The organism is Gillisia sp. Hel_I_29, assembly GCF_000744275.1.
Taxonomy (GTDB): domain Bacteria; phylum Bacteroidota; class Bacteroidia; order Flavobacteriales; family Flavobacteriaceae; genus Gillisia.
In genome coordinates, this window is the sequence record NZ_JQLP01000005.1 from 628,413 (window position 1) to 640,928 (window position 12,516).

Sequence of the window (12,516 nt, forward strand, 5' to 3'; positions counted from 1 at the left end):
GCATTAAAAGAGAAAAGATCTAAAGAATGAGTATTCAGGAAAGCATAGAACAAGAGGTAAAAAGTGCATTATTGCAAGAATATGGGGTAAGCCTTGAAAATATTGAGTTTCAGCCTACCCGTAAAGATTTTGAAGGAGATATAACCATTGTAACTTTTCCTATGCTTAGGCAGATTAAAACGAACCCAGTTCAACTAGGGCAGTTTATAGGTGAAAGTTTAGTAAAATCTGTAGCTGTAATTTCAGGTTTTAATGTGGTGAAAGGATTCTTGAATCTTGTTTTAAGTGATTCATTTTATCTAGATTTCTTTGAAAAAGTTTCTTCTGAAGAAGATTTTGGTAAAGTGAAAATAACCGATAGTTCTAAAACTATTATGGTTGAATATTCTTCTCCTAATACAAATAAGCCATTGCACTTAGGCCACGTTAGAAATAATTTGCTAGGATACTCTGTTGCAGAGATCTTAAAGGCTAGCGGTAATAATGTATATAAGACTCAGATCATCAACGATCGTGGTATACATATTTGTAAATCTATGTTGGCTTGGAAAAAATTCGGAAATGAAGAAACTCCGGAGTCTACAGGATTAAAAGGCGATAAATTGGTAGGGAACTACTATGTAAAGTTCGACCAAGAGTATAAAAAGGAAATTTCAGAACTAGTTGCTCAAGGCAAAACGGAGGAGGAAGCAAAAGCTGAAGCACCAATCTTTGTGGAAGCTAAAAATATGTTGCTGAAGTGGGAAGATGGTGATACAGAGACCGTAGCACTATGGGAAAAAATGAATACGTGGGTTTATAATGGTTTTGAAAAGACCTATGATGCCATGGGTGTAGATTTTGATAAGAATTACTACGAAAGTGAAACCTATTTATTAGGAAAAGATGTAGTAGCTCAAGGTCTTGAAAAAGGTGTTTTCTATAAGAAAGAAGATGGCAGTGTTTGGATAGATCTTACAGAAGATGGTTTGGATGAAAAAATAGTTCTGAGAAGTGATGGAACTGCGGTGTATATGACCCAAGATATTGGTACCGCTATACAGCGAGTTAAAGATTTTGATATCGATGGAATGGTTTATACCGTGGGTAATGAACAGGATTATCATTTTAAAGTGTTGTTCTTGATCTTGAAAAAACTTGGTTTTGAATGGGCGAACTACTTATACCATTTAAGTTATGGAATGGTAGATCTTCCTTCAGGTAAAATGAAGAGTAGGGAAGGTACTGTGGTAGATGCAGATGAGTTGATGGAACAAATGACTACTACAGCCAGAGAAATTTCAGAAGAATTAGGCAAGCTAGATGATTACTCACCAGAGGAGAAAGCAGATCTATATAAAATGATAGGACTTGGAGCGCTTAAATATTATATTCTGAAAGTAGATCCTAAGAAGCGAATTTTATTCAATCCGGAAGAGTCTGTAGATTTTCAAGGTAACACAGGTCCATTTATTCAATATACCTATGCAAGAATACAATCTATCCTTAGAAAGGCAGAATTTGATCTTAACAAGAAGATAGAAATTGCTTCAGATTATGAGTTGCATGATAAAGAGCGTGCTCTAATAAAACAATTGCAATCTTATCCTGAAACAATTCAACTTGCTGCAGAGAATCATAGTCCGGCATTAATTGCAAACTATACTTACGATCTTGTAAAAGAATTCAATTCTTTCTACCAGAATGTAACCATTCTAGGAACAGAAGATATTTCAGAAAAAATGTTTAGAGTACAGCTTTCTAAGGTGGTTGGAGATGTAATAAAATCTGCATTCCAATTATTAGGAATACAGGTTCCAGAGAGAATGTAGATTTTTAATAGTATAAAAGATAATAAATAATTAGCAAGTTTAGGCTGAGGTTAGTTTGTTAGAACATTGTTTCTAAATAAATGTTTTCACTTCAGTCTCAAATCATTAAATTTGCGATTCGCGGTAAAAGGCGGAAAACTTAAATCAGAAGAAAGAATTATGTTTGATAATTTAAGCGATAAGTTAGATAATGCCTTACACATATTAAAGGGGCACGGGCAAATTACGGAGGTAAACGTTGCAGAAACTTTGAAAGAGGTAAGAAGAGCGTTGGTAGATGCCGATGTTAATTATAAAATAGCCAAAGATTTTACCAGTGTTGTAAAGGAAAAAGCTTTAGGACAGGACGTGCTTACAGCTTTAAAGCCGGGCCAGTTAATGGTGAAGTTGGTTAAAGACGAGCTTACTGAATTGATGGGTGGCGACGCTGAAGGTATTAATTTATCAGGGAATCCATCTATTATCTTAATGTCTGGATTGCAGGGTAGTGGTAAAACTACCTTTTCCGGGAAGCTTGCAAATTATCTTAAAACAAAAAAGACAAAGAATCCATTATTGGTTGCCTGTGATGTCTATAGACCTGCAGCGGTAAATCAATTACATGTAGTTGGAGACCAGATTGGGGTTGAGGTCTATAGTGATGAAGGAAATCAAGATCCGGTTAAGATTGCACAAGATGCAATTGCACATGCAAAGAAAAATGGAAATAATGTTGTAATTATAGATACTGCAGGTCGTTTAGCAGTAGATGAGGCTATGATGATCGAGATAGCTAATATTCATGCAGCTATACAGCCACAAGAAACACTTTTTGTGGTAGATTCTATGACAGGGCAGGATGCGGTAAATACTGCAAAAGCCTTTAATGAGAAATTAAATTTTGACGGAGTTATACTTACCAAATTAGATGGTGATACCAGAGGTGGTGCAGCTATCTCTATTAAATCTGTAGTAAATAAACCAATTAAATTTATTGGTACAGGGGAGAAAATGGATGCAATAGATGTATTCTATCCTTCTCGTATGGCAGAGAGAATTCTTGGGATGGGAGATGTTATATCTCTTGTAGAGCGTGCTCAAGAACAGTATGATGAAGAAGAGGCTAGAAAACTTCAAAAGAAGATCGCTAAGAATCAATTTGGTTTCGATGATTTCTTAAACCAATTACAGCAAATCAAGAAAATGGGATCTATGAAAGATCTTATGGGAATGATCCCAGGTGCAGGAAAGATGCTTAAAGATGTAGATATAGATGATGATGCCTTTAAACATGTAGAGGCTATTATCTACTCTATGACTTTAGAAGAAAGAACTACACCAACAGTTATAAATGCCAACCGTAAAAGAAGAATTGCTAAAGGATCCGGAACTTCAGTTCAGCAGGTAAATCAATTATTAAAGCAATTCAACCAGATGGGGAAGATGATGAAGATGATGCAAGGTGGTGGCGGTAAAAAAATGATGCAGATGATGAAAGGGATGAAATAATCCTTTTTTTCATTTCTGAATAGCTAGATAGAATTTCAACAACACAAACAACACAACAACCAAATGACAATTCTCGACGGTAAGAAAGTTAGCAATGATATTAAAGATGAAATTGCTGCTGAGGTTACTAAATTTAAAAATCGTGGTGAGAAGGTTCCTCATCTAGCGGCTATAATAGTAGGAAAAGATGGAGCTAGTCTTACGTACGTTAATAGTAAAGTTAAGGCATGTGAAAGAGTTGGATTTGAGTCTTCTCTTTACAGGTTGCCACATACAGTAAGTGAACTGGAGCTGCTTGCAAAAATTGAGGAGCTTAATCAAAATGACGATATTGATGGCTTTATTGTGCAGTTGCCTTTGCCTTCACAAATAAATACCCAAAAAGTTTTAAACGCTGTAGATCCAGATAAAGATGTAGATGGTTTTCATCCTACAAATTTTGGAAAAATGGCTTTAGATATGACTACTTTTATACCTGCTACTCCATTTGGAATATTAGAATTACTAGAGCGTTATGATATTCCAACAAAAGGAAAGCACACGGTTGTAATTGGAAGAAGTTATATAGTAGGAAGGCCTATGAGCATTCTTATGGGGCGTAGTGGATTTCCCGGCAACTCTACAGTTACATTAACTCATGAATTCACTAAAAATATTACGCAGGTAACTTCACAGGCAGATATCATAATCATAGCAGTTGGAATACCAGATTTTCTAAAGGCAGAAATGATTAAAGATGATGCGGTAATTATAGATGTGGGGATTACTCGTGTGCCAGATGATTCTGAAAAAGGCTATGTGATAAAGGGAGACGTAGATTTTGAGAATGTAAGTAAAAGAGCTTCTTTTATAACTCCGGTACCCGGAGGAGTGGGGCCAATGACGGTTTCTATGTTATTAAAGAATACGTTACTTGCCAGAGAACGGCATAATGTAAGAGCGCTAGAAGCTAAAAAATCATAAAAAAAAAGAGGGAATTAATTATTAATTCCCTCTTTTTTTTTATATCTAGTTTCTTATGCTTCAACTTCAGAAGCCCCTTCTTCCAACTTCCAGTCTAAGTAATTGTGAAGGTCAGATTCTATAAATCGTAATCCAAATGAAAGTACCGCTAGATCATCTATATATCCCAATCCTGGAATAAAATCTGGAATAATATCAAAAGGATTCAATACATATAAAAGTGAAAAAGCAATAGCGGCTATTGTAAACCAGGGTACATTGCTGTAAACCCCTTTTCTATAATCTTGTAACATCCCGATCATGATCTTTCCAAGTTCAGTATATTTTTTAAGAGTGTTAGAATTCAATAATTTCTCTGAGATCTCTTTTTGATTGTTCATTACAACATCTACATCACCTTCATTCATTTTGGTGATCTCTCCACTCACGTAATCTTCGTTTATTAATTTTTTATTGCTGTTAAACATATTGGTTTTTTTTAGTTGTTATTTTATAAATTATCATATTCATTTCCATATTCTTTCTTGTAGATCTTCAGTATAAGTAAAAATAAAGAGATTAGCAAAGGTCCAAATATCAATCCTATAAATCCAAAGAGAGGAACTCCTACAACTACTCCAAATAGCGTTATTAATGGATGTACGCTAGAAAGTTTCTCTAAAATATAAAGTCTTACAAGGTTATCTGTAGCACCTACTATGGTAAATCCATAAATAAGTATTGCAATTGCTTGCCAGTCCTGCCCTTGTGAAAACATTAAAACTGTTACGGGTATAATTCCTAAAGCAGTTCCTATAAACGGGATCATAGATCCAATAATGGTAATCACAAACCAAAATAATGGGTCTGGAGCACCAAATATTAAATATCCAATTAATGCTATAAAGCCTTGAATAATAGCAACTAAAGGAATTCCAATAGCATTTGATCTTACAGAAATATCGCTTTCTTCTCCAATTAGCAATACATTTTCTTTATCTAAGGGGATATACTCTTCTACATGAGCCTGCATTTCTTTTCTATTGATAAGCATGTAGTAGAGTAAAAAGTACATAATTCCTATAGCAATAGTTGCATTAAAAGTACCTCCCGCCAAACTTTGTAAATTTGAAGAGATCCAGGATGTAATGGAAGAGCTATCTATATTATCACTAAAACTATATCCTAAGTAATGCTCTAATTTATCTGCTTGTCCTTTTACAGCCTCAACAACTTTTTCTGAATTAGAAACTGCCTGCCCTATTTTAGAAGAGAGCATCACCACAATTAGAACAATTGGTATTAATATTCCAACAAAGGAGCCTAACATAAGAACAGATGCCGCCAATGATTTCTTCCAACCTCTATTCACAAGCTTCTCCATCCACTTGCGCATTAACACGTATAGCGTAATTGCACCTAGAACTCCGGAAAGGTAAGGAGCTATTTCTTTAAAAATCAAAACGCCCAAAAATACAATGAGTAGAAGTACAAAAAGCTGTCGTACAAGATTGGGTTTAAGTAAATTCATTTACGTATTATTTGGCAAAAAGTTGATTCATATCTTTAAATGCTTTGAACTCTAATGCATTTCCAGATGGATCTTTAAAGAACATGGTAGATTGCTCTCCTGTTTTACCTTTAAACCTTACATATGGTTCTATTATAAAAGTTATATTTTTCTCCTTGAGCCTTTGTGCAAAGGTTTCGAAATCTTTCCATTGCAAAACTACACCAAAATGAGGAATAGGTACATCTTTTCCATCTACAGGATTTCCCTTAGAAGTTAGTTTTGGTTGAATTTCTTGCTCATGCAATACCAATTGATGTCCAAAAAAGTCGAAATCTACCCAATGCTCACTACTTCTTCCTTCTTCACAGCCTAGAGTATCTCTATAAAAAACTCTGTTTTCTTCAAGATTATTTACAGGGATTGCTAAATGGAAAGGTTGAATAGTGCTCATAATTTTAATTGTTTCTTAATGCGTGAATAAGTTCAGATTTGGTCATTTTAGATCTACCTGCTATCTCTACTTCCTTAGCTTTTTTATAAAGCTCCTTTTTGGTTCGATCTTCGTAATTTTTAGATTTACCACCTTTAACTCCGGCGTTTGAAGTATTTGCAATTCTGGCAGATTTCTCTTTACTATAGCCTTTATCTCTTAAAGCTTCGTATTGATCTTCATTTTTTACGCTATTATCACCAGATGCCATTTTTATTTTAAAAATATAAAGATATCTTTAAAGAGGAGTTATCCCTACAGCTAATAATCTGTTAATATTTGTAGGGTGAATTAAAGTATGAAAGGGGTTATTTTCTTCTTGAAATTCTTTTGTCAAAAGATGTGCGCTCTTTTCTTTCTTTAGGTTCTTGCGACTTCTTATCTAACTTTTTGTTGGTATCTGCTTCATGAGTTTTTGCAGATGAAGAAACCATCTTATTAATAGTGTCAATTTCTTCTGGCGTTATATCTCTCCATTCTCCAGTAGGAATGTCTAAAGAAACATTCATGATTCTCACTCTCTTAAGGTTGACAACCTCGTATCCAAGATATTCGCACATTCTTCGAATCTGCCGATTTAAACCCTGTGTAAGTACTATTCTAAAATCAAATTTCCCAAGACGTTCCACTTCACATTTTTTGGTCATGGTGTCTAATATTGGAATTCCCATTCCCATTCTTTCTACAAAATTGGAGGTAACGGGACGATCTACGGTAACAATATATTCCTTCTCATGATTATTGCGAGCACGGAGGATCTTGTTTACTATATCTCCATCATCGGTTAGAAAGATTAAACCTTCACTCGCTTTATCCAATCTGCCTATTGGAAAAATGCGTTTTGGATAATTTATGTATTCTATAATATTATCCTTTTCAACACCAGTATCTGTAGTGCAAACAATACCTACTGGTTTATTAAAAGCCAGATAAACTGGTTTTTCGTTTTTGTTCTCTATGGTCTTCCCATCAACTCTAACAATATCCCCTTGAGCGATCTTCGTACCCATTTCTGGAACTTCCCCATTCAATGTTACTCTTCCTTGCTCAATTAATTTATCTGCCTCTCTTCTGGAACAGTAACCCGCTTCGCTTAAATATTTATTGATTCTGGTGAGTTGCATAGGATATAATAAATTAGGGTAGCAAAGATAAAGATTCAAATGCTAGTAAATAAGCAGATGACTTTTTAATAATTGCTACCCTGATAAAATATTGTAATTATTGAGCTTTTCTATTCTCAACAGCCACTTCATCTGTATCTTTTCTGTACTTAAGCATGGAAATACCGGCAATAAAGAAGATAAATCCAAGAATGGCCAAGGCCCAAGGATTCATCATTAAAGCTACACTTCCAAAAACACCTAAAACACCCATGATAAGTGCAATTGCTCCACCTATTAACATGATAACTGCTAAAATCTTAATCATAATGTAAATTATTGGTTAGAGGATAAAGGTAAATAAAGAAATTAATAAGAATTTCTAATTAACATTTTATAAACATTACAATCATTAAAGCTTATATGATAATCTCAGCATTTAAAGTGTTTTTAATAGATTACCAGCTTATCATAAAATACTTGATCTTAGCATTATCAGGAATTTGCGAAGCTGTGATTCTAGTATCCGTATCGTATCTTAGGCTAGTTGGAAGCTCTTTTTTATCTATGGTGAGGTAAAGATTAAGTTCATCAATAAAGACCACTGCAGAATTTAGTGTATTCTCTATTCTGGAAATTCCGTAGTTCTTTACAACATCTCCAAAGGTGCTATTAATATTTAGGCCTTTGGAAGTTTCATAGCGCGCATCTAAGATCTGAATATATCCAACAGTACTGGTAGAATCAAATTGCTGCACAGGTTCTAAGATCAAAATTGGAGAGCCATCTTTATCGTAAATCTCTATATCATTAGCATTGCTAGAATATCCGTCATCTGCATTATTTCTTACGATAGAATCATTCTTAAAGATAGAGTCTAATTGGTTAATTCTTATCTCTTTTGTTAGAGTGCCAACTCTGCTGGCATCGATAAGGTAGGGATCAGAATCTTTATTACAAGAAATAATGGTAAAGGCTATTAGTATTAAAATTGATATTTTTTTCATGGTGTTATTTAAGTTCTTCAATTTATTTAAATGCTTTATTTAGAATGCTCATTACTCCTCTTATAAAGGTAGCGCTGGTGAGAACCTTGATAATAGCACTTTGAGGATCGCTCCTTCTTCTGCTAGATCTTGAGGTAGTTCTTTCTACTACTTGTCGCTCTTTCTTGGCTTTATCTTTTAGTTCTTCTTTTTGTGCCTGTTCTATTTTTTTGTTCAGGATCTCATAAGCACTTTCCCTGTCTATATCTATATTATACTTAGAAATTAAGCTAGATCTTTTTATAAGCTCATCAATCTCTGAATTAGATAATATGTCCATTCTGCTCATTGGTGCTCTAAGCATTGTTGCAGCCAATGGCGTTGGACGTCCTTTTTCATCTAATGCCGAGATAAGCGCCTCTCCAATTCCTAACGATGTAAGTACAGATTTGGTATCATAAAATTTAGATATAGGATAATTCTCAGCAGTTAATTTGATCGCTTTTCTATCATTTGCAGTAAATGCTCTTAGTGAATGCTGAATTTTAAGGCCTAACTGACTTAGTATTTCTTTTGGAACATCGGTTGGATTCTGCGTAACAAAATAGATGCCAATTCCTTTAGATCTTATCAACTTAATAATACTTTCAATTTGATCTAGTAGTGCATCTGAAGCTTCTTTAAATATAAGATGAGCTTCATCGATAAATAATATGAGTTCTGGCGCTTCACTATCTCCCTTTTCTGGAAAGGTAGAATAGATCTCTGCTAGTAAGCTTAACATGAATGTGGAAAATAACTTAGGCTTATCTTGAATGTCATTCAGCCTTATAATATTAACATAGCCTTTCCCTTCGGGAGTTATTCTTACTAGATCATTAACTTCAAAAGAAGGTTCTCCAAAAAATCTGTCACCCCCTTGTTGTTCTAAAGCTACAATCTTACGAAGAATAGCTCCAGTGGAAGATTTAGACATACTTCCATAATTTTCTTGAAATTCTTCCTTCCCATCTTCCGTAGCATAAAAAATGATCTTTTTTAGATCTTTAAGATCTAAAAGAGGAAGCATATTATCATCACAATATTTAAAGACTATAGATAAAATACCTGTTTGTGTTTCTGTAAGATCTAAAATTCTTGATAGAAGTACAGGTCCAAATTCGCTTACCGTAGCCTTTAATTTCACACCTTTTTGTTCTGAAAGGCTAAGAATTTCTACCGGTGAGGCTTGAGGTGTAAAGTTTATACCAATAAGATTGTGTCTGGCTGTAATTTTTTCATGACCAGGAGATGGTTTGGCAATGCCGCTAAGGTCTCCCTTTAAGTCCATCATTAAAACCGGAATCCCTTTTTCAGATAGATTTTCGGCAAGTATTTGCAAGGTCTTTGTTTTTCCTGTTCCCGTAGCTCCCGCTATGAGTCCGTGGCGGTTTAGTGTTTTAAGGGGGATTTTTACTTGAGCGTCAGAAAAGGTTTCTCCATCCAACATTGCTGCGCCTATAACTATTGAGTCTCCTTTGGTGTTATAGCCGTTTTGGATACTTTGTATGAATTCTTCAGATCTTTCCATAATACTAAGTTATCATAAAAAAGGGAAAGGACTTTATATCAATCTCAAATCTCTATACTTATTGACCTCCTATTTTACAGCCGGACTTAACATTCGTAAAGTTCCTGTATCTGCGTTCATGCTAACCTTCAGTCCGTTAGGTAACGTAGAGTTGTCATCAATATGCCCAAACATAGCGCCAGAATATGCTGGAATATTTAATGGTTTTATATAATGATCTATCACTTCTTCAAAAGTTAAAGAGCCATATCCGCTGCCACCAGCATCACAGCCTGTACATTTACCAAAAACAAATCCGGAGATCTTGTCTAGTACTCCACCTAGCTGAAGTTGAGACATCATTCTATCTACAGCATATATCTCTTCACCTACATCTTCCAAGTATATTATTTTTCCATTCCAATCTTGAGGGAAGTATGGAGAGCCCATAATGCCGGTTAAAACAGAAAGATTTCCGCCCACTAGTATTCCTTCTGCAGTTCCAGGAGCGATTGTACGTGTTCTATTTTTTACCTGAGTAAGATTATCACCAATATCTTTTGGGTTTTCATAAGTAACTGCTTCCCCTTTAAAAATGATATTTTTAAATATCGAGTAACTAAAATTATTCCACGTAGAAACTGCTAACGGCCCGTGGAAAGTAACAAGACCGGTTTTGGTATATATCGCAAGATGCAATGCAGTAATGTCGCTATAGCCTATAAATACTTTCGGGTTCTTAGCAATAACATCATAGTTCAATTTGTCTAGAATTCTCGCGGCTCCAGAGCCTCCTCTTAAAGCTACAATTCCTTTTATTTCTGGATTGGCAAACATGTCGTTTAATTCTGAAGCGCGCTCCTCATCGGTTCCGGCAAGATGGCCATACCTGCTTTTTACATATTTTCCAAGCTTCACTTTTAGACCCATTGCTTCAAAATTTTCGACAGCGATCTCGTATGGTTCAGAATCGAAAATTGCAGAAGAAGGACTCACAATTCCTATAGTGTCACCTTCAGATAAATGCTTTGAAAGTAGAAATTTTGGATCTTTAGAATTGATATCATCTTTAGCTAAGAAGGGAGATGTAAAAGAGGCTAATGAAACTCCTAATCCGCCAATACCAATATTTCTTAAAAAATTTCTTCTTTCCATTTTTATATGTTTTTCCTGAATTTAATTGAATGTTGAGCTATCTCTAAAAGCTTAATATTTTCAAACTTAATATTTCTCGTAGATATTTTTAAAGATTGGTTCTAATTGTTTTCTTATCTCTGAAGCGGGGCGTAAATAATTATTTTCCATAAAACTAAAGATTAATATTTTACCAGATTTTGCTTTAATATAGCCACTCAATGCCTGATTGTTACTTAACGTACCTGTTTTTGCGAATATATAAGCAGGCTCATTTACGAAATAATCTTTAAGAGTTCCAGACTTTCCTCCGGCGGGTAGCATTTTAAGTAATCTTTCTTGAGGCACTTCTTTTCTTATTTTTTTAAGCAATAAGACAATAGATCTTGGACTGAAGAGATTGTATCTTGATAACCCAGAACCGTCTATCCATTTTGTTTCCGGCAAATCTTTGAGGTAATTTCTTTTCATAAAGTCAATAGCTTTTTCTGGCGCAAGTGTATCAGATATCTTTAGCGATGCCATTAATAAGATTTGCTCTGCAATAAAGTTATCGCTGTCTTGGAGCATTTTATAGTAAATACTGTCTGATGGGAGGCTGTACAAGATGCGATCTAGCTTCTGATTGCTATTTGTAATATTCAACACTTCAACCTTTTTATGTAGCGTATCACTTAGAAGTTGAGCGAAAAGTTGAGGTGAAGTTTTAAAAGGAATTATTTGTTCATTTTTTGAAGGTTTCCAATTGTCTGTATAAACCAGTTCATTCTTCTCAAGAACTCTTTTTACTTTTGAACTCGAGTGGTCTTCATTAGACTTTATCAAGATTTTCTGAAAATATGAGGGATATGTTCTAGGGGTGTTTTCAAGATAAGACTCACTTATACTAACCACATTACCATATATTGGGAATTCTGAACGCTCTGCCGAGTAATAATCGTTATAATCATCCCAAGCCCAGCCGGGACCAAAACCTGAAGTAGTTATGCTATGGGGCTGGTAATATAAATTCTGTTTACTTTCTTTTAGGAAGTTTAATACTTTAGATTCTGGTAAATTCTTGTATAACAGAGAAGGATCTCCTGTTCCTCTAAAAATCAAAGAATCACCTGAAATTCGGTATTGAAGCGCAGGAACAGAATCTCCTAGAATTTTTAGTCCAGTGTAAAAAGTAAATAATTTAGTGTTAGATGCCGGAATAAAATACTTGTCTGCATTATAAGTATAGATCATTTTTTGACTATCAACATCATACAAAGCAAAACCGGTAAATCCCAATTGTAATACTTTAGAGTCTTTTAGATCTCTATTTAATTGCTTCTGTATAGAACAAGACTGAAGAAGACTTAAAAATATAACTATGCAGATTAATTTTAATACGTAAGCTATGAAGGTGTTCACGATTTGTTTTTTAAAAGGAGTGTGTAAGTTAGAATAATTAGCAAAATATAAGTTTAAGTTCTAGATCTTTTGAAGTGAATTAAAATCTGATATATTAGG

Annotated in this window: 13 protein-coding genes; 3 read left to right on the forward strand and 10 right to left on the reverse strand. The window is 34.5% G+C overall.

Annotated elements, in window-relative coordinates; translation table 11 throughout:
- Positions 1-26 precede the first annotated feature (26 nt).
- The 3 genes from argS to P163_RS07960 all read left to right on the forward strand — a co-directional run bounded on the left by argS (position 27) and on the right by P163_RS07960 (position 4,262).
- Entirely contained in the window at positions 27-1,811 is a 1,785-nt protein-coding gene (gene argS, locus P163_RS07950; protein ID WP_034889351.1) for an arginine--tRNA ligase, read from the forward strand.
- A gap of 159 nt (positions 1,812-1,970) precedes the next feature.
- Entirely contained in the window at positions 1,971-3,299 is a 1,329-nt protein-coding gene (ffh, locus tag P163_RS07955) for a signal recognition particle protein (RefSeq protein WP_034894104.1), read from the forward strand.
- A 63-nt stretch (positions 3,300-3,362) separates the two neighbouring features.
- Complete coding sequence (locus P163_RS07960; protein ID WP_034889354.1) at positions 3,363-4,262, forward strand: bifunctional 5,10-methylenetetrahydrofolate dehydrogenase/5,10-methenyltetrahydrofolate cyclohydrolase; 900 nt, start codon at positions 3,363-3,365, stop codon at positions 4,260-4,262.
- A 53-nt stretch (positions 4,263-4,315) separates the two neighbouring features.
- On the opposite strand, the gene P163_RS07965 is transcribed toward P163_RS07960, so the two are convergent.
- From P163_RS07965 to dacB, 10 genes are all read right to left on the reverse strand, one after another.
- Positions 4,316-4,729, reverse strand: coding sequence for a YkvA family protein (locus tag P163_RS07965; protein WP_034889357.1), 414 nt, complete (start codon positions 4,727-4,729; stop codon positions 4,316-4,318).
- Between the two features lie 23 nt (positions 4,730-4,752).
- Positions 4,753-5,772, reverse strand: a complete 1,020-nt coding sequence (locus P163_RS07970; protein WP_034889360.1) for an AI-2E family transporter — start codon at positions 5,770-5,772, stop codon at positions 4,753-4,755.
- Positions 5,773-5,779: 7 nt separating this feature from the next.
- Positions 5,780-6,205: a VOC family protein gene (locus P163_RS07975; protein WP_034889363.1), complete on the reverse strand. Its 426-nt coding sequence runs from the start codon at positions 6,203-6,205 to the stop codon at positions 5,780-5,782.
- Between the two features lie 4 nt (positions 6,206-6,209).
- A complete protein-coding gene (locus P163_RS07980; protein WP_034889366.1) occupies positions 6,210-6,455 on the reverse strand; it encodes a Rho termination factor N-terminal domain-containing protein in 246 nt (81 codons plus the stop codon).
- A gap of 97 nt (positions 6,456-6,552) precedes the next feature.
- Positions 6,553-7,368: a 23S rRNA pseudouridine(2604) synthase RluF gene (rluF, locus tag P163_RS07985; RefSeq protein WP_034889369.1), complete on the reverse strand. Its 816-nt coding sequence runs from the start codon at positions 7,366-7,368 to the stop codon at positions 6,553-6,555.
- 97 nt (positions 7,369-7,465) lie between these two features.
- A complete protein-coding gene (locus P163_RS07990) occupies positions 7,466-7,675 on the reverse strand; it encodes a hypothetical protein (protein ID WP_034889372.1) in 210 nt (69 codons plus the stop codon).
- Positions 7,676-7,805: 130 nt separating this feature from the next.
- Entirely contained in the window at positions 7,806-8,354 is a 549-nt protein-coding gene (locus P163_RS07995; protein WP_034889375.1) for a hypothetical protein, read from the reverse strand.
- Between the two features lie 22 nt (positions 8,355-8,376).
- Positions 8,377-9,903, reverse strand: a complete 1,527-nt coding sequence (locus tag P163_RS08000) for a helicase HerA-like domain-containing protein (RefSeq protein ID WP_034889378.1) — start codon at positions 9,901-9,903, stop codon at positions 8,377-8,379.
- A gap of 69 nt (positions 9,904-9,972) precedes the next feature.
- On the reverse strand, positions 9,973-11,037 hold the full coding sequence (locus P163_RS08005) for an LD-carboxypeptidase (RefSeq protein ID WP_034889381.1): 1,065 nt from the start codon (positions 11,035-11,037) through the stop codon (positions 9,973-9,975).
- A 66-nt stretch (positions 11,038-11,103) separates the two neighbouring features.
- Positions 11,104-12,417 (reverse strand): D-alanyl-D-alanine carboxypeptidase/D-alanyl-D-alanine-endopeptidase, encoded by a 1,314-nt coding sequence (gene dacB / locus P163_RS08010; RefSeq protein ID WP_034889384.1) that lies wholly within the window; start codon positions 12,415-12,417, stop codon positions 11,104-11,106.
- Positions 12,418-12,516 lie beyond the last annotated feature (99 nt).

What these genes read in the sequence shown, in the direction of transcription:
- rluF (WP_034889369.1), bottom strand. Translation starts at nt 7,368, where the DNA reads ATGCAACTCACCAGAATCAATAAATATTTAAGCGAAGCGGGTTACTGT.
- P163_RS07960 (WP_034889354.1), top strand. Translation starts at nt 3,363, where the DNA reads ATGACAATTCTCGACGGTAAGAAAGTTAGCAATGATATTAAAGATGAA.
- P163_RS07995 (WP_034889375.1), bottom strand. Translation starts at nt 8,354, where the DNA reads ATGAAAAAAATATCAATTTTAATACTAATAGCCTTTACCATTATTTCT.
- argS (WP_034889351.1), top strand. Translation starts at nt 27, where the DNA reads ATGAGTATTCAGGAAAGCATAGAACAAGAGGTAAAAAGTGCATTATTG.
- ffh (WP_034894104.1), top strand. Translation starts at nt 1,971, where the DNA reads ATGTTTGATAATTTAAGCGATAAGTTAGATAATGCCTTACACATATTA.
- P163_RS07970 (WP_034889360.1), bottom strand. Translation starts at nt 5,772, where the DNA reads ATGAATTTACTTAAACCCAATCTTGTACGACAGCTTTTTGTACTTCTA.
- P163_RS07975 (WP_034889363.1), bottom strand. Translation starts at nt 6,205, where the DNA reads ATGAGCACTATTCAACCTTTCCATTTAGCAATCCCTGTAAATAATCTT.
- P163_RS07990 (WP_034889372.1), bottom strand. Translation starts at nt 7,675, where the DNA reads ATGATTAAGATTTTAGCAGTTATCATGTTAATAGGTGGAGCAATTGCA.
- P163_RS07965 (WP_034889357.1), bottom strand. Translation starts at nt 4,729, where the DNA reads ATGTTTAACAGCAATAAAAAATTAATAAACGAAGATTACGTGAGTGGA.
- P163_RS08005 (WP_034889381.1), bottom strand. Translation starts at nt 11,037, where the DNA reads ATGGAAAGAAGAAATTTTTTAAGAAATATTGGTATTGGCGGATTAGGA.
- P163_RS07980 (WP_034889366.1), bottom strand. Translation starts at nt 6,455, where the DNA reads ATGGCATCTGGTGATAATAGCGTAAAAAATGAAGATCAATACGAAGCT.
- P163_RS08000 (WP_034889378.1), bottom strand. Translation starts at nt 9,903, where the DNA reads ATGGAAAGATCTGAAGAATTCATACAAAGTATCCAAAACGGCTATAAC.